Here is a 20,316-nt window from a genome sequence, read left to right as displayed (position 1 = left end):
GACCGGCGTGACCACGGTGTCGTGGAGAACCGACGGCGTCGATCTGGGATGATCGAGACCGTCATGCAGTCCGTTGCCCAGGCCGTCGAACGTCTCGACACACTCGCCGCCACCGCGCCCGTCGCCGTCCTCGCCCGCGCCTTCGCGGATGCCGGGCACGAACTCGCGCTCGTCGGCGGTCCGGTGCGCGACGCCTTCCTCGGTCGCCCGGTGACCGACCTCGACTTCACCACCGACGCGCGTCCGGACGTGGTCCTCGGCATCGTCGAGCCGATCGCGAGCGCCACCTGGGACATCGGGCGCCAGTTCGGCACGATCGCCGCCCGGATCGAGGGCGAGCAGGTCGAGATCACCACGTACCGCAGTGACGTCTACGACGGCGAGACCCGGAAGCCCGAGGTGGCGTTCGGCGACACCATCGAGGACGACCTGCTGCGCCGCGACTTCACGGTCAACGCGATGGCACTGCGGCTGCCCGCGCGAGAACTCGTCGACGTGCACGGGGGCGTCGAGGACCTGCTGGCCGGACGACTCCGCACGCCGCAGACCGCGACCGTCTCCTTCCGCGACGACCCCCTGCGCATGCTGCGGGCCGCCCGGTTCACGGCGCAGCTCGGGTTCACGGTCGCCGACGACGTCCGGGCAGCGATGACGGAGCTCGCCGACTCGATCGAGATCGTCTCCGCCGAACGCGTCCGTGACGAGCTCGTCAAGCTCCTGAACACGGACGACCCCGTGCCCGGGCTCCGTCTCCTCGTCGACACCGGGCTCGCCGAGCGGTTCCTGCCCGAGCTCCCCGCGATGTGCCTCGAGATCGACGAGCACCACCACCACAAGGACGTCTACGAGCACTCGCTCACCGTGCTGACCCAGGCGATCGGGTACGAGCACGAGCGGCACGCCGGCGAGGCCCCGGACACGGTGCTGCGGCTCGCGGCGCTCCTGCACGACATCGGCAAGCCGGCGACCCGGAAGCTCGAGCCCGGCGGTGCGGTGAGCTTCCACCACCACGACCTGGTCGGGTCCAAGCTCGCGAAGAAGCGGCTTCGTGCGCTGCGCTTCGACAACGACACCATCGCCGCGGTCGCCCGCCTGATCGAGCTGCACCTCCGCTTCTTCGGGTACACCGACGGCGCCTGGACCGACTCGGCCGTCCGCCGCTACGTCCGGGACGCCGGTCCCCAGCTCGAGCGCCTGCACGAGCTCACCCGCTCCGACGTCACGACGCGGAACCGGCGGAAGGCCGACCGGCTCGCGTTCGCGTACGACGACCTGGAGGACCGGATCGACGTCCTCTCCAAGCAGGAGGAACTGGACTCGATCCGCCCGGACCTGACGGGTGACGACATCATGCGGATCCTCGACATCCCGCCGGGGCGTGCGGTGGGTGAGGCGTACCGCTTCCTGCTCGAGGCGCGGATGGACGAGGGGCCGCTCGGGGCGGACCTCGCCGAGGAGCGCCTGCGGGCGTGGTGGGCCGCGCGCGACGCGTGACGCCGTGACCGGGGCACTGGACCCGGCCTCCCTGCGGACGCCGGTTCTCCACAGGCCGGTGGCGTGCCTCCCGGCCGTGGGCTAAGCTTGCCGGGTTGTGCCGAACGCACCTGCGTGCCGGCACACATGCATCAACCCTCCTGTTCCGGGAACCGCCCGGAGCCGCCAAGACCAAAGGAGGTGGGTTCCGCATGCACCAGTACGAACTGATGGCGATCCTCGACCCCGAGCTCGACGAGCGCACCGTCGCTCCCAGCCTGGACAAGTTCCTCGCAGTGATCCGCAACGACGGTGGCACCGTCGACAACGTGGATGTCTGGGGTCGTCGTCGTCTCGCTTACGAGATCGCCAAGAAGAACGAAGGCCTCTACGCCGTCGTGAACTTCACGTCGTCGTCCGACGCCGCCAAGGAGCTGGACCGCCAGCTCGGTCTCTCCGAGGCCGTGCTCCGCACCAAGGTCCTCCGCGCCGAAGAGGGCATCGCGCAGGTCGCCGCCCAGAAGCAGCGCGACGAGGCCCGTGCCGCGCGCAAGGCAGCCAACGCTGCTGCTGCCCCGGCCGCCGCGACCGCGAGCGCCGAGTAACCGATGGCCGGCGAAACCGTCATCACGGTGGTGGGGAACCTCACTGCTGACCCGGAGCTGCGTTACACGCAGAACGGGCTCGCTGTGGCGAACTTCACCATCGCATCCACCCCTCGCACGTTCGACCGTCAGGCGAACGAGTGGAAGGACGGCGACGCGCTGTTCCTCCGTGCGAGCGTGTGGCGCGAGTTCGCCGAGCACGTCGCGGGGTCGCTGACGAAGGGCTCGCGCGTCATCGCGCAGGGTCGTCTCCGTCAGCGCTCGTACCAGGACCGTGAGGGCCAGCAGCGTACGAGCATCGAGCTCGAGGTCGACGAGATCGGCCCGTCGCTCCGGTACGCGACCGCGCAGGTCACCCGTGCAGCGGGTGGCGGCGGCGGTCGTGGACAGGTCGGCGGCGGTTCGGGCGGCGGCAACTTCGGTGGCAACAACGGCGGCGGCAACGCTGCTGGTGGTGGCCGTTCCGACGAGCCGTGGTCCCCGCAGGGTGGCCAGCAGCAGGGTGGTGGAGCACAGTCGAACGACGTGTGGTCGACCCCCGGTGGCACCTACGACGACGAGACCCCGTTCTGATCCGTTCGCGGTAGAACACAACTTCTTCTTCTCTAAGGAAAAAACACAATGGCTGGAAAGAGCAGCGGCGACCGCCGCAAGCCTCGCGGCAAGGGCGGCAAGAACGCCGCTCCCGCGAAGTCCATCAAGGTCGGTGTCATCGACTACAAGGACGTTGCGACCCTTCGCAAGTTCATCTCGGAGCGTGGAAAGATCCGCGCCCGTCGCATCACCGGCGTCTCCGTCCAGGAGCAGCGCCTCATCGCCCGTGCCGTGAAGAACGCCCGTGAAATGGCGCTCCTCCCCTACGCCGGCTCCGGCCGCTGATCAGGAGGATCACCATGTCGAAGCTCATCCTCACCCACGAGGTCTCCGGCCTCGGTTCCGCCGGTGACGTCGTCGACGTCAAGAACGGCTACGCCCGCAACTACCTCGTCCCCCAGGGCTTCGCTGTCGCGTGGTCCAAGGGCGGCGAGAAGCAGGTCGAGTCGATCCGCGCCGGCCGTGCCGCTCGCGAGCTCGCCACCATCGAAGAGGCACAGGACCTCAAGATGAAGCTCGAGAACGCCACCATCCAGCTGTCCGTCAAGGCCGGCAAGGACGGTCGCCTGTTCGGCTCCGTCCGTCCGGCGGACGTCGCCTCGGCCGTCGAGGCCCAGGGCGTCGGCTCGCTCGACAAGCGCAAGGTCGAGGTCCCCGCGACCATCAAGACCGTCGGTGACCACGAGGCCACCGTGCGTCTGCGCGAGGACATCACCGCAGTGATCTCGCTCAAGGTCGTCGCCGCCAAGTAAGGCTGCGTCGGTCCGACAGCGTCGGTTCCGTCGGAAGGCGGGTCTCCCCTCAGGGGGTGGCCCGCCTTTCGCTGTACCCAGGGGCTTCTGGCACGGTGCGAGCTTCCGTACACCGTGCGACGGACACCGGGCGGCTCACTGTCCGGAAGCTCCCACACTGCGCCCCCGTGGGCTCCGGAGCGTGGTTGCGCGCGTGCGCTGGGTGGTTACTTCTCCCCCGTTTTCTGCCGGGAGGCTCGGGGTGCGCTGGGCTGACCGGTTACGTCCTGCACGTGGTCGGGGGTGGCTGGGAGCCAGCCGGGAACCCTGTCCCCGGCGGGTACGTTTGTCAAGTCGTTTTACACAGTGGAAACGTCAAGTCGGGAACCTTCAACTGCACCTTGAAGCCCAGTTGTCCACACACAGTGTGGAAACGAAAAGCCCAGATCAAGTGGTCGAAAGTGTGTTCGGTGGCAAGGTTCTCCACACACCTGTCCACAGTTGTCCACACGAACTTCCGGCGTGTTCCGCGATTCGTCCACAGAGTTATCCACAGGCCCGTTTGCTGGGGATAACTTGCCCCCCGTAGCTTGGCCCAGCGACTCGGGGATGTCGGTCGCTCGGGGTAGAACAGCCGTGTGGGCGAGAGCTCGTGTCCGCACGACCAACAAGAGGAGCAAGTGTGTCGATCGCGCATCTGGACCCGGCGCCGCAGGACTACGCGGAGCGCGGTGGCATGGAGCGCACCCCGCCGCACGACCTCTTGGCAGAGCAGTCGACGATCGGCGGGATGCTCCTCTCGAAGGACGCCGTCGCCGACGTCATCGAGACCGCCCGTGGCGTGGACTTCTACATCCCCAAGCACGAGGTCATCTTCGACGCGATCCTCTCGCTGTACTCCCACGGTGAGCCGACCGACGTCATCGCCGTCACCGACGAGCTGACGAAGACCGGCCTGCTGTCCCGTGCCGGTGGCGCCGAGTACCTGCACAGCGTCACGAGCATGGTCCCCACGGCCGCGAACGCCGGGTACTACGCCGCGATCGTCGCCGAGAAGGCCGTCCTCCGGCGGCTCGTCGACGCCGGGACCCGCATCGTGCAGATGGGCTACGCGTCGGAGGGTGAGGTCACGGACCTCGTCAACAGCGCCCAGGCCGAGGTCTACAACGTCGCCGGCGGTGTCCAGACCGAGGACTACGTCCCCCTGACCGAAGCCATCTCCGCCGCGATCGACGAGATCGAAGCCGCGAAGGGCCGCGACGGGCAGATGACCGGCGTGCCGACCGGGTTCGCACAGCTCGATGGCCTGACCAACGGCTTCCACCCCGGGCAGCTCATCATCGTCGCCGCCCGCCCCGCACTCGGCAAGTCCACGCTGGCGCTCGACCTCTGCCGCGCCGCAGCCGTCAAGCACAACCAGACCGCCGCCTTCTTCTCGCTCGAGATGGGGCGCGCCGAGATCGCGATGCGTCTGCTCTCCGCCGAGACCAGCGTCCCGCTGCAGAACATGCGCAAGGGCACCGTGGACTCCCGCGACTGGACGACGATCGCGCAGACCCGCGGGCGGATCAACGACGCCCCGTTCTTCATCGACGACTCCCCCAACATGACGCTCGTCGAGATCCGCGCGAAGTGCCGTCGACTCAAGCAGCAGCACAACCTCAAGCTCGTGGTCATCGACTACCTGCAGCTGATGACCTCCGGCAAGAAGGTGGAGAGCCGCCAGCAAGAGGTCTCCGAGTTCTCGCGTGCGCTGAAGCTCATGGCGAAGGAGCTCCAGGTCCCCGTCATCGCCCTGTCGCAGCTGAACCGTGGTCCCGAGCAGCGTGCGGACAAGAAGCCGATGATCTCCGACCTCCGTGAGTCGGGGTCCATCGAGCAGGACGCCGACATGGTGATCCTGCTGCACCGCGAGTCGGCGTACGAGAAGGACAACCCGCGTCAGGGTGAGGCGGACCTCATCGTGGCGAAGCACCGCAACGGGCCGACGGACACCATCACTGTCGCGTTCCACGGGATGTTCTCGCGGTTCGTCGACATGCCGCAGTAGGGGTGTTTGTGTCGCCCGCCAGCTAACTTGTCCGACTGCCACTCAACGTGTCTGAAATACGGACATGGACACGTTGTTTGGCAGCACAGACGGGTCACGTTGACCAGGGGTCGGCTAAGTCTTCGTGCGTCGCGAGGTGTCCGTATGGCGTGCGTGAATCGAGATAGTTCGCGGACCACCTATGTGAGAGGGGGTTCGCCCCGGAGCAGGGCTGGGGGAGTCCGGGGCCGCCCGTAAGCACCCGGGGTCCACTGGATGACCGGCTATCGGGCAGGTGCGGGGAGCTCCTGAATGAGCATCCGCCTGGTCTTATACCGGCGGTCGGGCTTCTGATAACTCATGGATGGCGGGGTAGCGTACCCGCATGACGTCCTGGTGGGATCGAACCGATCCAACTGACCGCCCGGAACTCACGAACCGCGCCCCCGCGGGGCTCCTCGCATCATGGTGGAACGTCATTGCGGGGGCCGCGTTGCTCGTCGGCTTGCCGGTGATCGTGCTCAGCGGCGGCTTCAGCCCAGCGCGCATCGCTTTCGCCCTGTTCGGCCTGGCGGTGATGGTGGCGATCGAGCTCGTCTTCTTACGGAAACTTCTTCAGCGGATTGCAGGGAGGCGAGCCCTTCGAGCGGAGTGCGCCGACGAGGAGTGAGCGCGATGCCCGATGGCCGATCCTCTACCGGGCGGCGCCCGGTAGGAACGACTGCTGCTCCCCCTATAGCCTCCTTGGCGTGAGCATCTCCGACTTCGACGTCGAGCCCAGAACCGGGTCGCGCTTTGGTGTGGTCGTGCTCGGAATCGCGAGCGCAATCGCAGGAGTTCTCGCGATCATTGGGTGGCCGTTGCCTGTCATCTCGTCGACACATGGCCGAGGACAGCATGCTTGGGCACGGACCATCCGAGGAGTCCACGACTGGTTCGCACACGACGGCTGGCGGATGTCTGGCGCATCGTGGATCTACGGTGCTTTCGCCGTCGTCGCCGCGGCCGCCGTGGTCGTTCTGCTTCATCCTGCTTGGAGCGGCCGCCGCGCCTTGCTCATCGTCGTCGTGCCAGCCGGAGCGTTACTCGTGCTGGGCCCTGCACTGCAATGGGCTCTCGGGCTGCCTTGGTCAAACTACGGAAGCGGGTCGGCCGGCGGCACGGCGATTGGCATCGTTGCGACGGTTGTGTGCGGCGCCGTACTCATGGCCTTCCGTCGGGCAGTGAGACGAAGGGCCCGACGCGACAAAGATCAGGGGACGCTCGCTCACTGACTTGGTGAGCCAGCGGGCGGCCTCCCAGGGAGAGGTGCGAGCTGTCGCCCCGACGCGTCTCGTAAGCCTATGGCGGTTTCAAGGGGTCGTTGCAACGGGTGGTTGTTTCGGGTCTGACAGTAGTTGCTCGAATGCTTTTGCCGGGGTGCGGTAGTCGAGCGTTTTGCGGGGTCGTCCGTTGAGTTCAGCAGCGACTTCGAGGAGCCGTTCCGGGGTGTGGATGCTGAGGTCGGTGGATTTCGGGAAGTACTGGCGGAGGAGGCCGTTGGTGTTCTCGTTTGAGCCGCGCTGCCAGGGTTTGTGGGGGTCGCAGAAGTAGATCGCGATGTCCGTGGCGAGGGTGATGTCCTTGTGTCGGGCAAGCTCGGTGCCCTGGTCCCACGTCAACGACCGGCGGAGGTGGTCCGGCAGGGTCTGGATGGTGGGGATCATCGCGTCGCGGACGGCGTCGGCGCTGTGCCCGTTCGGCAGGTGCAGCAGCATCACGTACCGGGTGGTGCGCTCGACGAGAGTGCCGATCGCGCTCCTGGCGTTGATGCCGACGATCAGATCGCCTTCCCAATGGCCGGGAGCGGCCCGGTCGTCGGCTTCGGCGGGGCGTTCGCTGATCAGGATCATGTCGCGGATCTTCGACCACGACGCCCGCCGCGGCTCACCACGGTGCCGGCGGATCGCACGGCCGGTGCGGAGATGTTTGTGGAGGTCAGCGCGCAGGTGGCCGCGGCCCTGGACGAACAGGGACTGGTAGATCGTCTCGTGCGACACGTGCATCTCCGGCCGGTCAGGGAACGTCCTGGCCAGGTCATCACGGATCTGCTCCGGGGACCAGTTCCGCACCAACCGCAGCTCGACCTGCAGAGCAAGCTCGACCCGGTCCAGCTTCCGCGGCTTCGGGCGCCGAGCTCGTGCCCGGCATTGCTACTCCGCGGAGTACGGCCGGTAGCTGCCGCCAGCCGCGGCGTTCCTTGTCAGCTCTCGGCTGATCGTGGATGGTGCCCGACCGAGTGCTTTCGCGATCGCACGCACGCTCGCGCCGCTGAGACGAAGGTCCGCGATCTGGAGCCGCTCTTCCTGGCTCAGGTACCGGTCCGAGCGGGGCTTGTGGGCGAACGGGTTCCGTCCGCCGGCTGCTTTGACCCATCGGTATCCCTGACGTCGGTCCACGCCGACAGCATTACAGGCCGCCGTTCGTCCGAGGCCCTGTCTCAACAGCTCCCAAAACCGCGCCTCTCGAGCGCGGTGTTCCAGCCTGGATCCCATCTGCAGCACTCCGATTCACGGTGGTGTTGCAACGACCGGCTGAACCCAAGATCGGTTATCGGGACGCTGCTCGTTCGGCAGGTTCAGAGGCTGAGGAGCTCGTCCGAGACGGTCCAGAGTCGCTGCGCGAGTGCGGGGTCGAGTGCCCAGGCCTTCACGCCGTGCGGGTGGTCCGCGAGTGCTGCGTCGTCGGGCACGGTGTATGCCTCCTGGCAGTCGTCGAGGTAGTGGCCGCCGGTGTGGGCGAACTCATCCGAGACGGCGGCGACCATGGTCGTCGCGGCGCCCTGTTTGACGGTCTTGTAGGTGAACAGGCCTGCTGCTTGGGCCGCGTCGAGGGATGCCTTCTGCTGCTCGGAGAAGTTGCGTTGCAGTCCGGTGGCGATTCCGCCGGGGTTGACGGCGTTGGCGGTGATGCCGTCGTCTGCCCACTTTCGGGTGGCTTCGACCGCGAAGAGGGAGTTCGCGGTCTTTGACTGCGCGTACGCGATCTGGGGGTCGTAGGGGCGGCGGTCGAAGTCGAGATCATCGAAGTCGAGGCCAGCGCGCATGTGCGCGGTGGAGGTGAGTGCCACGACGCGGGCTTCGCCGCGTTCCGTGGCGCCTGCCGCGAGAGCCCGGTGCAAGCCGGATGCGAGTGCGTGGTGTCCGAGGTGGTTTGTGGCGAATTGGAGCTCTCGACCGGTCGTGGTGCGCTCGAGGCCGGCCGTGACGACTCCAGCGTTGTTCACCAACAGGTGCAGCGGCCCGTCCCATGCGTTGACGAAGGCCGCGATGGAGCCGACGTCGGCAAGGTCGAGTCCGGCGACGGCCGGGCTGCGCATCGTCGACGCCTCGATCAGGGCCGCGACGTTCGCGCCGGCGGCGGGGTTTCGCACTGCGAGCGTCACGGAGGCACCGGCACCTGCGAGTGCTCGGGCAGTCTCGACTCCGAGTCCGGAGGATGCCCCGGTGACGACAGCACGGACCCCGGAGAGGTCGAGCCCCTCGACGACGTCAGCCGCGGTGCTGCTCGCGGTGAACTGGGTGGTGATCAGTGGGGAGGCCATGTCGTCACTATACAGACTAGACAGTAATTGGCTAGTAAGTAGAGTTGCCGGTAGGCTTGTCGCGTGCCTACTCCCGCTGCTCGAACCGAAGACAGCCGCCGACGCTCGGTGTTGGAGTCCGCGCTCGAGACGTTCGCTCGCGTGGGCTACCGAGGCGCGTCGATGCAAGCGATCGCCAGGGCCGCGCGGATCTCGCGACCGGGCCTGTACTTCCTGTTCGAGTCCAAGGAAGCCTTGTTCCGCGAGGCCGTGTCGCACGTGCTGTCGTCAGATCTCGACGCCGTCGAGCAGATCCTCGCGGACGACGCGAGGCCGTTCCCGGATCGGCTCGTGGCCGCGTTCGATCGCTGGGCAGGGAGGTACATCGGTCCGATGGTCCGCGATGTGCCGACCGTCATCGCTGACAACCCGGATCTACTCGATGATGCCGCCCGAGCAGCGCCGGCCCGGTTCGCCGTCCTCCTGACGGCTGCCGTGAGCGTCGAGATGGGGAACGGCGTGGTGGTCGCGCAGACCCTGAACAGCGTGTCGGTCGGGTTGATCCATCAGGTCGCCACACGCGAGGAGTACCTCGAACGCCTTCGCGTAGCGGTCGAACTCCTCACCTGATCGCCTCTTGCCGATCGGCTTCCGACGCCCAATGAAGGATCCCTCAGCGGACCAATCGCACCGTGGTCTCGATCGGCCCGAAGCTCGACGTGGTTCCGTCAGCGGCAAATCCGTTCCGCCGGTAGAACGAGTGCGCGCGAGGATTGTCGGCAGCAACCCAGAGAGATGCCGGGCGCTGGCCGAGCACTGCGTTCAAGAGTGCTTGCCCCGCCCCGCCACCGTGAGCGCGCGCGAGCACGTACAGCATCGTGAGTTCTTCTGGACGGACGGCGTCAGGCTCAGGTGTCTCCTGCGTCGCTGCGAATCCGATGATGCCCGACGCGTCCTCGGCGACGACGGTCACGAAGGCGTCTTGCTCCAGGTTCGCCCGCCACATGTCGATGCGCCGATCGACGTCGAACCACGGATCAGTATCGGGATCCGCGACGAACCGCCCGTACGTCTCTCGCCATGAGGTGGCGTGGACGGCAGCAATGCCTTCTACGTCGACAACCTTTGCGGGCCGAATAGCAATCGAGATGGGGCTGTGCGCTTCCACCCCTCGACCGTAGCGATCACGCCGGCACTCGTCGATAGCAGCCCGGGTGTCCTACAAGCCGGTCCTTGACTGGGTCGCATCGCTGCCTCAGGTCGCTGTGACGAATCGACATACGTGGCGGTGAGCAGCCCCGTCGCACATAGGTGGTCCGGAACGAATCTCGTTTCAGGTGCGTTATACGGCCGGACCGCAAGCGTCGGTATGCGCCTGGTTCCAGCTTCCGGACCGGTTCATTCGACGCGACGATGCAGTCGCTCAAAGTATGACTCGTGACGCGGTCTGGGTGGAAGCGGGTCGTAGCGAGACGAAGCTCGCGGCATGCGTTGGAGGTGCTCGGTGCGGCATCGGAAGTCATAGCCGCTGAATCTCTCTGTAAACCGTCATGCGCAAGCGCCGGCCCTAAGGAATAGGCAGGCAGGAGAAGGAACCCTTATCGGCTCAGGCGACGTCGTTTCGACCCCCACATCTGGGGGCGCGCTCCTGAGGGAAGCTCCGTAGCGTCCTTGATGGTTGGACAGTGCCGTCATGGGGGCGGCAGAGCTGGTCGTGGCCGTTTTGAGGGGTTCTGCGCGTGTTCGTGACGTCGCCGTTGTCTGTTCGTTCTCGCTGGGTTGTGCTCGCCGTGGTGGCGCTGGTCGCGCTACTGGGGTCGCTGTTGGCGGTGGTCTCGCCGCCGCAGCCCGCGCACGCCGAGGTGACTGGGACGGGCGGGCAGTACGTGCCGGTGCAGGACAACGCGACCGTGTTCAGCGGGGCGACAACGGCGGGTGCTTACAAGAGCGTCAAGATCGCTGGGGTGGACGGGTTGCCGTCGTCGGGGGTCGGCGCGGTGACCGTGGTGGTCACGGTCGGCAATCAAGCGAACTTCCCGCAGGGGCAGGTGTTCGGGCGTCCGTCGAGCGGCGACCCGTCGACGTTGCTGATGGTCTACAACTCCGGCATCCCGAACACGGTGTCGAACTCGGCGCTGCTGGCGGTGGGTGATGACGGGTCGTTGCAGATCATGACGGAGACGGCGTTGCAAAGCGTCACGATCACAGTGACCGGGTACTACACGTCCACGCAGAACGGTGTGGGTGCCGGCGGTCTGGTCGCGATGCCGCCGGCTCGCTTGGTGGACACCCGTGATGGCACCGGCGTTCGCCAGGGGACCGTTGCTGGTGGCGGCTCGATCACGTTCCAGGTGACGGGCAAGGCGGGGATCCCGGCCGGAGCGGCGGCGGTTGCTGCGTCGGTCGTCGTGATCAGCAACGACGGCAAGGCGGGTTGGGTGCGCGTCACCCCGACCGGGCAGGCGAAGAGCTCCGCAGTGTTGAACTACACCGGGGTGCAGTCATTGCCCACGGCGATGGCGTCGCAGGTGGCGTTGGGGACGAACGGGCAGTTGACGATCGACACCGCACCCGGTGCGGGTGTGGTGGACATCCTGGTTGATGTGCAGGGGTACTTCCTGCCCTCGAACCCTGGTGGTGGCTTCACCCCGCAGGCCGGTCGGCTGATCGACACGCGGTCTGGGAGCAGCATCGCGTCGGGTGCGTCGTTCACGGTGCAGGTCGCTGGAGCTCGCGACGGGGTGCCCTCGGTCGCGGCGGGCCTGTCCGCGGTGGCGTTGACGTTCACCGCAGTGAACAACTCCAGCCGTGGCACGTACGCGAAGGCCTGGGCCGACGGCGGAACCGAGCCCACTGCGTCCGTGATCAACAGCGACGCCACGTCGATCCGAACCAACACGGCCGTCGTTCCCGTTGGCACCGACGGGAAGATCCGCGTGAAGAACATGGGCCCGACGGAGACGGACTACGTCATCGACTTGCAGGGCACCTACAACTCCCTCCCCGGCGGACCATCGTCGACGAACCAGACCGGACAGCGGACGTCCGCGACGACGCTGCCGTTCCCGATCACGGACCAGACCAACGCGTCGGTCGATGTCGGAACCGGGAACCTCCTCGTGACCACGACCGCGCTGTCCCTTCCGGGCGTGACACAGAACACCACGATTGGTGCTGCGTATAACTCGCGTGCAACCAACGTGGCGAACAGCAACACGATGGACGCGAACCGGTGGCAGTACGCCCTCGCCGGCGCCGGAGATCTGACGACGAACTCGTCGGGGGTGATTTACACGGACGCTGCCGGAACGGCGTGGCAGTTCAAGCCGTCCGGATCCGCTGGGGCGTTCACGACGCCGGCTGGCCTGCAGCAGACGCTCACCCGGGTCGACAGCGGTTCGACGCATGAGTACACGTTGAAGGGGTGGACGACGAACTCGGTCACTCACTTCAACCTCGCCGGGCAGCCGACCTCGATCGTGGATCGGAACGGGAACCAGACCAGCTTCAACACCTCCGACGGTTACGCGTTGACGTCCATCGTCTTCACCGCTGGCGCGACGGGGGCGAAGACGGCGAAGTCCTCCTACGCCAACGGCACGCAGACGTTCTCGCAGGTCAGCGGCTCGAGCAGCCGGAGCGTGTCCTGGGCCAAGAGCACTGCCGGGGACATCACGACCTACACGGACGCGACAGGGAAGAAGACGACGTTCGCGTACACGAACGGGGATCTCACCTCCATCACCGCACCCACCGGCGGGGTGACCGTGTTCACGTACGACTCCTCGGACCGGGTCACGAAGGTCGAGCAGCGCAACACCACTGCCGGCTCGCCTGGCGCCGCCATCACGCGGTTCTCGTACGCGAACGACACGACGACACAGGTCGCCGACCCGCGGTCGGACCAGTCCGCGACGGTGGCCAACGCGAAGCACACCACCTACACGCTCGACAGCAACGACCTGGTCACCAAGGCAGTCGACGCGGCAGGTAGGGAGCGATCGAGGACCTACAACTCCGCGAACAATGGTGTCACCACAGCAACCACTGGCGCTGCCGGCGATGCCGGGTCGGGGACCACGACCAACACGTACGGGAAGAACAGCAGTCAGTCGCTGACCCAGTCCACCTCCGGCACCGGGTCGTCCTCGACTGCTGACTACGGTTCGGGGTCGGCGACGGCGTACTTGCCGTCGAAGGTGACCTCGAGCTCGAAGACGTCGACCAGCATCGGCTACGACGGTGTCGGCAACGCGACGTCGTCACAGTCCGGCAGTGACCCTGCTGCGACGTCGACGCTGACGTACAACAAGAAGGGCACCGACAACTACGCGTGGGGTGCGGTGAAGACCGCAACCGCCCCGGGCAACAGCGGCAACCCGACGGTCTACGCGTACGACACGAACAACCAGCTCGGCTCGATCACCCCGCCCACCGGCACCAGCCTCGGGGTGCAGAAGTACGCCTACGACGACTTCGGCCGGGTGAAGAACCACACCGACGGTGACGGCGGCGTCACCACGTACACGTACGACAACGACGACCGGCTCCTGACGACCGCGTTCGACGACGGCACGGCGACGGTGACGAACACGTACGACGCGGACGGGAACCAGCTCACCCAGACGTCCGCAACCGGGACGGTCACGAACACCTACGACCAGCGGAACCGGCTCACCTCCACGGTGAACACCGCCGGCGGCGGCACCGTCTCCTACGGGTACGACCTCGCCGGGAACACCGTGCAGGTCACGGACCAGACCGGCACGGTCACCCACGAGTACGACCCGACCGAGGTCCTCACCGCGACGACCTACCCGACCGGGTCGGGCACGGCGAAGCAGATCTACCTCACCGACAAGCAGGGCCGCCGTACCGACACCTGGCTCGGCGCCGCCAGCACCGCAACCGCCGGCGTTGAACCCGCGACGTGGGCAGCGCACCAGACCCTGACCTACGACAAGTCCGGGAAGGTCACCAAGGTGCAGGCCTGGTCGGACAGCAGCAACCCTACCGCCGTGGTCGACACCGACTACTGCTACATGGCAACCACCACGGCCCCGACCTGCACCGCGTCGACGGCGAACGACCGGGACAAGCTGCAGTGGTCCTACGACAACATCAGCAAGCAGGCAACGAACTACGGCTACCTCGCAGCCGACGGCACCACCCCCACCGACCGGCTCACGGGCATCACTCAGTCCGGCGGGGTGGACCCGACGAACTGGGCGTACACGTACGACTCCGCCGGCAACCGCACCGAAGCGAAAGCCACGAACGCCGCGACCGGTGCGGTGAAGTCCGACCAGAAGCTGTCCTTCAACGCGGTCGGGCAGATCACCACCACCGGATACTCCTACGACGGTGTCGGCAACATGACCGCCGCACCGGGTGAGACGTACACCTACAATGGCGCCCAGCAGCTCACCGCGTCCACGAAGGACGGCGTGCAGACGACGTACGAGTACGCCGGCGCCGACATGCTCAAGCTGCTCCACCAAGCCACGGACGGGGGAGCGGAGTACGACTACACGTATGGCACCTCCGACAGCAACGGTGTTTCCGTGATCGCGAACCACACCATCGCGGGCACCGGGACGGCCGCGGTCATCAGCGACCCGACCACCGGGCAGGCGTTGGATCTCCGGACCACGGACGGGACGACCAGCATGTACGCCCTAGACGGCATCGGGAACCCCGCCGCGTCCATCGCCGACACCGGCAAGACGGCGTACACCGTCTCCTACGACCCGTACGGTGCCGAGCACGTGACCGCGGGCGGGACGAGTGCCCAGTGGCAGCAGAACCCCTACGGGTACAAGAACGGACTCCGCTCCAGCAACACCGACACCGGGCTCACCAAGTTCGGCTACCGCTGGCAGTCCAACGCCACCGGCGGATGGCTCGAACGCGACACCCTCGACGCACCCCTCGACCCCAACAACGCCAACCGATACGCTTACGCAGGCGCTGATCCAATCAACAAGTCCGACCCCCGTGGGCGGGATGTTTTCGACTCAGCCACTGATGCTTTCGGTAAAGCCGGTTTGGTCGGCGACCTCACCGAGATCGGTTACTACGCCGCCACAGGCAATAGCAAGGCTGCAGCCACAGAAACTGTCGGCTTGATCACCGGTACTCTTGCCGGAGCGGCCTGCGAACTCGGCATAGCCGCCGCCACTGGAGGTGTTGGGGTAGTTGCGACAGCTGGATGCTATGCGGTCGGTAGTGCCGTGTCGAACGTAACGACTGGGAAGGTGTTCTGAGTGTTCAGAATGAAGGGGAATCTGCTAATTCCCACCATCATTGGCGTCTTTGCCCTAGTCCTCGGCATAGTTACATTGCTTTCACCCAATCGCGCCGACGTAGGCGTTGCAATATGGGGTGCACTCGCAGGCTTGTTTGGCATCTACGTAATCTGTGGTGTGATCGTTTCGTGGCGGGCTAAGCGCAGATAGCGGAAGAGCCAAAATGAGCACGTCCTACACGCATTTCCCGGGCAGTTGAATGAGTGGTTGGCATGAGTATCAACTCATTCGATGTTGAAAAGATCGATCATCGCCCGTTCATCCGGTGGGTGGCTGGTGTAGTAGCTGCGATAACTGGCATCCTCGCCATCATCGGTTGGCCGCTGCCGATCGTACCGGGACGATATGTGCAGAACGACGCTTGGGAACGTACCCGCGCTCTGATTGATGCATGGTTGCGGCATGATGGTTGGAGAATGTCTGGGTCTTCGTGGCTATGGGGTGGTCTTTCAATTGTGGCAATCACTGGCGTGATCCTGACGGTAGGCCAGCGGGATCATGCCTGGCTCAAAGAATGGCTTTTGGTCCTCATCCCGGGTGGGGTTTTGGCTACGCTAGGCCCGTTGTTCCAGATACTCTTTGGTGTTCGGTGGTCGAACTACGCACCTGAGGACGACAGTCCCGTGGCCCTCGTGTATTTGATCGGCCTGGTCGTCGTCATCGGTTTTCTGCTTCTACGTGGTTGGGTGATGCGTGATCGGGGCCAGTCCGATGACGTCGATGCGAATACACGCTGAGGTCAACTGACCGGGAGGTAGCTCGACTTGCGCAGTGTGCATCATGGCCCGGGCGCTTCTGCTTATTGGTCAGGGATGGCGATCCTGGTCGCCGACGTCGTTCTCGTATTCCTATTTACTTGCGCATTCTCTGAGTGAACGAGTAGCCCTCGGATCTCTCTAGCGCCGCAGGGCAGCGTAAATACGCATGAGAAGCCAACGGCCGCCTGGCGGGGTTGGGGGCTGTTCTCATGGCGTCTCTCGGCCCTACGGTTGCGAGACGTCTCGTCGGCGCAGTGCTCGCGCACGCGAGTTCCGCGAGATTCCGTAGCACGGCGAGTCTCACAACTATGTGTCGCAAGCGTCCGTCATGATCGCTGTCATGAGGGTTGGTTGCGAGACAGATGCCGCGTCGTGGTGAAGCTGATCGGGTACGCGCGTGTATCGACGCGGCAGCAGGACACCGACCGGCAAGAACAGGATCTCCTCGCCGCGGGTGTCCGCCGAGATGACCTCTACATCGACCACGGTGTGTCCGGGGCTAGGGCGTCGCGTCCGGCGTTCGACCGTGCGCTTGACGCGCTGCATGACGGTGACACGTTGGTCGTCACCACCCTCGACCGGCTCGGGAGATCCACGATCGACATGCTCAGCTTCGCTGCCCAGCTCCGCACCCGGAACGCGGGGCTTCGTGTGCTGAACCTCGGTGGTGGCGACGTCGACACGGCAACGCCGATGGGGTCGATGGTGTTCTCCGTCATGGCAGCGCTCGCGCAGATGGAACTCGAGATCAAACGCGAACGAGTCCGCGACTCCGTCACCAAACGCCGTACCGCCGGCCAGGACCTCGGCGGTCGCCGTGCAGTGTTCACGGACAGCCAGATCCGCGCCGCGATCCGACTCCTCGATGCTGGCGAGCCCGCATCCCAGGTCGCCCGCGACCTCGGCATGTCCCGCGCAACCCTGTACCGCCGCATCCGGCTGCTCCAAGAAGGCGACACGAAGCGAAGCTAGAAGGACGACACGGAGCGAAGCTGCTCAAACGGAATCGTATGTTTGTGATGCGTCGGGTAGACAGGGCTCTCCTGGCCGGGCTGAGATAGCGAAGAGACCCATCCGACTTCGAGGGGGTTCGCCTGAACTGGGTGAGGACAGCGCACGTCCCTGCGTGGTGAGCTTTCTCTGCATCTCCCGCCCGTCGCAGAGCGCGTTCGGCGAAGCCTAAGGAAGTGGTTCGCGGTCATGAGCAAGTACGGGACTGCTGCAGGTTTGGTTGACTCCTGAGAGGTAGGGGCGTTGGCTCCTGCTGGAAGGATGTGCGCCATGGTGAAGGCGTATCCGGAAGAGTTCCGCCGTGATGTGATCGCGGTCGCCCGGAAGGGCGAGACTTCGGTGCGGCAGGTCGCGAAGGACTTCGGTGTGTCCGAGTCCTGCCTGGCCCGCTGGTTGCGGCTCGCGGACCGCGACGACGGCATCAGTGTTGTAGCGGTGCCGTCGGCGAGGCCGGTGGAGCAGGCGGAGCTGCGGGACGCCCAAAAGCGGATCCGGCTGCTTGAGCAGGAGAACGAGATCCTCCGCCGGGCGGCCGCGTACTTCGCTCAGTCGCAACTCCCAAAATGATCTACCCGCTGGTCCTCGAACTCGCCGACGATCGGATCCCGGTCGCGGTGGCCTGCCGGGTGTTGGGTTTTTCGAAGCAGGCCTTCTATCGGTGGCGTGCCGATCCGGTGACCGATCGCGACTGGGCGGACGCGCACCTGACCAACGCAGCGATCGATGCGCACCGCGACGATCCGACGTTCGGATACCGGTTCATCGCCGATGACCTTCATGCTGCCGGCCATCGGGCATCGGAACGGCGGGTGTGGCGGCTGTGTTCGCAGCAGCGGCTCTGGTCGTTGCATGCGAAGAAGCGCGGCCTGAATCGCAAGGCCGGGCCGCCGGTGCACGACGACCGGGTCCGGCGTGCGTTCACGGCACCAGACCTCGACAAGCTTTGGCTGACGGACATCACGGAGCACCCGACCGGTGAGGGCAAGCTCTACCTCTGCGCTATCAAGGACGCGTGCTCGCGGCGCATCGTCGGCTATTCGATCAGTGACCGGATGCGGTCCTCGCTTGCCGTCGCGGCTCTGCAGATGGCGATCTCCCGCCGGAGCCCGTCAGGGACGGTGGTCCATTCGGATCGGGGCAGCCAGTTTCGTTCGAAGAAGTTCGTCCGGGCGCTATCGGACGCCGGGCTGCTCGGATCGATGGGGCGGGTCGGCGCGTGCGCGGACAACGCGGCGATGGAATCGTTCTTCGCGCTCCTGCAGAAGAACGTCCTCAACCGGAGACGCTGGGCGACCCGGGAGGAACTCCGGCTCGCGATCATCACCTGGATCGAAGCGACCTACCACCGGAAACGGCGCCAACGTGGTCTGGGGAAGTTGACCCCGATCGAGTACGAGACGACCATCAACCCACAGGTCGCACTCGCGGCCTAAACAAACGAGTCAACCAACCCTGCAGCAGTCCCAAGTTCATCAAGCAGGCACACACTCGGTCGCGGAACTCGCGGAGTTGTTCGGCATAGGACGCGCCAACGTCTACCGCTGCATCGATCGACAGACTCATACCACCCGCTGACCCGCCAGCTACGCTCTGTTCTCGGACACAGACGTCCGAGAACAGAGCGGAATCCGCTAGCAGAGCTGTCGAGGGACGCAGCAGGGCTGTTCCGACCGTGGGCGTTCGTTGAACGACCGTTTACTGAAGCACCTTGGCCCTAGTCCAGCACCCATGGATGCGATTGAGCGTCCTCGCGGATCCGCTCCCGAAGTACGGCACGGTCTACCCCAAGCTGGAGAGCGCACCAGGCCCGCACGACGAGGACGCATTCCCGTTCAGCGTTCAGGACATCCAGGAGGTCGGGCATGTCACGGTTTGCGTGCTTGATCCCGTTGTAGGCGCGCACCAGGCGCGGGGCCCAGTCCGCCCCGTCGAATGGGAGGACGTCGCCGACATCGGCGAGTATCCGGGCCAGACGGCTCGCCAGAGTCACGCCGCCAGCCGTTTTTCGACTTAGCCCATCACGCCGGGATAGCTCGTAACCCAAGGCCTCAACACCGGGTCCCACTTGCGCCAGCAGCGCGACAGGGGTGACGTTGCGCATATCGATGCTGCTCACGATCGGATCGATGACCCGCTGCAGTCGAGCCCAGATTCCAAACCAGCAACGAAGCCCGTCCGGTCCGAGATCCTCATAGGTAATGAGGTGACGTCGACGCTTGGGTCGAAAGGCAGTCTTCTCCTGAGAGGAGGTCACCGGTCGCCAGAACATGCGCTCGTCGCCGTCGCGATACACGTGTACGTCCGCGGGATGCTGCACAGAGTGAATCGAACCTACCTCCGTGTGCCAACCCGACACGACGAGGAGATCGCGCAGTGCGGTATGTGCGCGAATGTGACGCTCCCATGGGACTGGTGTCCGCGCGCGGGTCTCAACCAGGAGGTCGGTGCGGAGCTCGATGAGGTCGCTTTCCTCTCGCTCAGCGACACGAGCCTGCGGCCGCAACACAATGTCGACGGCGCCCCATTGTCCAAGCTCAACATCCTCCGACAGCTCCCGTCGGTACTCCAACGCCGTTTCGGACGATTCGTACGTAGTCCAAGCGCTGGCGCCAATCCAGTTGCGGAGGTGAGACACGGTCGTTCGGAGCGCGACTGCGGCGGTGTAGTCGCACTCCTCGCGGCCGCCAAAGACAGCGTGCTGCACGCGTATACGTCCGCTGCCCGGCCCTCCGCTTCTGGTGCTGTAACCGCCTTTACGGCAGCCGAGGAGTGTGACGAACCCCATCCGGTCACGGAACTGCAGCAGCCGCGGCACACCGCGCACCGTCGCAGGCGTCCCGAGATTCGAATCCTCGATGAGGTCGAATACGTCTGATTCAGCGCGGAACCAACGCGAAACTGGTCCATCATCAGGTGACGACCATGTCACCTCCAACACGATGCCGTCGTTCGTGCGTTCCAGGACGACATCACCGCCGCCAACTCTCGCTATGTCACCAACCAGTCGGCCAAAGCGGCGCTCCCCCACAGGCAAAGTGTTCGAATCCAACGAACTCGTCATCCCCCGAATGTACGGCCCTTCCGCCGAGCTGCGGACTGGGATCTCGATGTGGTTGGGAGCAGCGCGGCGAGCCCGGTCTCGACAGCAGATCGGCTACCGGATGAACCTCTGCGGCTTCGTCGGGCTTGCCTTTGATGGCGACCACGATGATCCCGAGCGCGGCGAGCCCCGAGCCCGACGGAAC

At 65.7% G+C, this 20,316-nt stretch carries 16 protein-coding genes and 1 pseudogene; 13 read left to right on the top strand and 4 right to left on the bottom strand.

Translation table 11 applies throughout. The features are described 5' to 3' along the window. Window positions 1-63: 63 nt before the first annotated feature. The 8 genes from EDF55_RS11030 to EDF55_RS10995 all read left to right on the top strand — a co-directional run bounded on the left by EDF55_RS11030 (window position 64) and on the right by EDF55_RS10995 (window position 6,706). Window positions 64-1,494 carry a CCA tRNA nucleotidyltransferase gene (locus tag EDF55_RS11030; RefSeq protein WP_123655430.1) on the top strand — a complete coding sequence of 477 codons (1,431 nt, stop codon included), beginning with the start codon at window positions 64-66 and terminating at the stop codon, window positions 1,492-1,494. A 191-nt stretch (window positions 1,495-1,685) separates the two neighbouring features. Further along, the gene (gene rpsF / locus EDF55_RS11025; RefSeq protein ID WP_123655009.1) at window positions 1,686-2,078 is read left to right on the top strand and encodes a 30S ribosomal protein S6; all 393 of its coding nucleotides are present in this window, start codon (window positions 1,686-1,688) and stop codon (window positions 2,076-2,078) included. Window positions 2,079-2,081: 3 nt separating this feature from the next. Further along, window positions 2,082-2,651, top strand: a complete 570-nt coding sequence (locus EDF55_RS11020; RefSeq protein WP_123655008.1) for a single-stranded DNA-binding protein — start codon at window positions 2,082-2,084, stop codon at window positions 2,649-2,651. Between the two features lie 48 nt (window positions 2,652-2,699). Next, window positions 2,700-2,957, top strand: coding sequence for a 30S ribosomal protein S18 (rpsR, locus tag EDF55_RS11015; protein WP_071278496.1), 258 nt, complete (start codon window positions 2,700-2,702; stop codon window positions 2,955-2,957). Between the two features lie 14 nt (window positions 2,958-2,971). Continuing rightward, complete coding sequence (gene rplI, locus EDF55_RS11010) at window positions 2,972-3,424, top strand: 50S ribosomal protein L9 (RefSeq protein ID WP_123655007.1); 453 nt, start codon at window positions 2,972-2,974, stop codon at window positions 3,422-3,424. A 661-nt stretch (window positions 3,425-4,085) separates the two neighbouring features. Beyond that, window positions 4,086-5,453 (top strand): replicative DNA helicase, encoded by a 1,368-nt coding sequence (gene dnaB, locus EDF55_RS11005; RefSeq protein WP_123655006.1) that lies wholly within the window; start codon window positions 4,086-4,088, stop codon window positions 5,451-5,453. A 364-nt stretch (window positions 5,454-5,817) separates the two neighbouring features. Continuing rightward, window positions 5,818-6,102, top strand: coding sequence for a hypothetical protein (locus EDF55_RS11000; protein ID WP_123655005.1), 285 nt, complete (start codon window positions 5,818-5,820; stop codon window positions 6,100-6,102). Between the two features lie 79 nt (window positions 6,103-6,181). After that, window positions 6,182-6,706, top strand: a complete 525-nt coding sequence (locus tag EDF55_RS10995) for a hypothetical protein (protein WP_123655004.1) — start codon at window positions 6,182-6,184, stop codon at window positions 6,704-6,706. A 78-nt stretch (window positions 6,707-6,784) separates the two neighbouring features. On the opposite strand, the pseudogene EDF55_RS10990 reads toward EDF55_RS10995, so the two are convergent. Both EDF55_RS10990 and EDF55_RS10985 read right to left on the bottom strand, forming a co-directional pair. After that, a pseudogene (locus EDF55_RS10990) lies at window positions 6,785-7,966 on the bottom strand (IS30 family transposase). An 83-nt stretch (window positions 7,967-8,049) separates the two neighbouring features. Then, window positions 8,050-9,015, bottom strand: a complete 966-nt coding sequence (locus EDF55_RS10985) for an SDR family NAD(P)-dependent oxidoreductase (protein ID WP_123655003.1) — start codon at window positions 9,013-9,015, stop codon at window positions 8,050-8,052. A 63-nt stretch (window positions 9,016-9,078) separates the two neighbouring features. On the opposite strand from EDF55_RS10985, the gene EDF55_RS10980 reads away from it, so the two are divergent. Further along, on the top strand, window positions 9,079-9,624 hold the full coding sequence (locus EDF55_RS10980) for a TetR/AcrR family transcriptional regulator (RefSeq protein WP_123655002.1): 546 nt from the start codon (window positions 9,079-9,081) through the stop codon (window positions 9,622-9,624). 43 nt (window positions 9,625-9,667) lie between these two features. Here EDF55_RS10980 and EDF55_RS10975 read toward each other — a convergent pair whose 3' ends face one another. After that, window positions 9,668-10,162, bottom strand: a complete 495-nt coding sequence (locus tag EDF55_RS10975; RefSeq protein ID WP_221180744.1) for a GNAT family N-acetyltransferase — start codon at window positions 10,160-10,162, stop codon at window positions 9,668-9,670. Between the two features lie 694 nt (window positions 10,163-10,856). On the opposite strand from EDF55_RS10975, the gene EDF55_RS10970 reads away from it, so the two are divergent. The 4 genes from EDF55_RS10970 to EDF55_RS10955 all read left to right on the top strand — a co-directional run bounded on the left by EDF55_RS10970 (window position 10,857) and on the right by EDF55_RS10955 (window position 18,504). Continuing rightward, complete coding sequence (locus EDF55_RS10970; protein ID WP_123655001.1) at window positions 10,857-15,260, top strand: RHS repeat-associated core domain-containing protein; 4,404 nt, start codon at window positions 10,857-10,859, stop codon at window positions 15,258-15,260. A gap of 254 nt (window positions 15,261-15,514) precedes the next feature. Then, window positions 15,515-16,039 (top strand): hypothetical protein, encoded by a 525-nt coding sequence (locus EDF55_RS10965; protein WP_123655000.1) that lies wholly within the window; start codon window positions 15,515-15,517, stop codon window positions 16,037-16,039. Between the two features lie 393 nt (window positions 16,040-16,432). Further along, a complete protein-coding gene (locus tag EDF55_RS10960) occupies window positions 16,433-17,032 on the top strand; it encodes a recombinase family protein (protein WP_123654999.1) in 600 nt (199 codons plus the stop codon). Between the two features lie 309 nt (window positions 17,033-17,341). Further along, window positions 17,342-18,504, top strand: a protein-coding gene (locus EDF55_RS10955; RefSeq protein WP_260235891.1) for an IS3 family transposase whose coding sequence is annotated in 2 segments (ribosomal slippage) — window positions 17,342-17,624 and window positions 17,624-18,504 — 1,164 coding nt in all. Because the reading frame shifts where the segments join, the coding sequence is not laid out codon by codon here. A gap of 281 nt (window positions 18,505-18,785) precedes the next feature. On the opposite strand, the gene EDF55_RS10945 is transcribed toward EDF55_RS10955, so the two are convergent. Next, entirely contained in the window at window positions 18,786-20,132 is a 1,347-nt protein-coding gene (locus EDF55_RS10945; RefSeq protein WP_123654998.1) for a HEPN domain-containing protein, read from the bottom strand. Window positions 20,133-20,316: the final 184 nt, after the last annotated feature.

The sequence above is a fragment of the Curtobacterium sp. ZW137 genome (assembly GCF_003762905.1).
Taxonomy (GTDB): domain Bacteria; phylum Actinomycetota; class Actinomycetes; order Actinomycetales; family Microbacteriaceae; genus Curtobacterium.
This window is presented reverse-complemented; position numbering and strand designations above follow the sequence as displayed.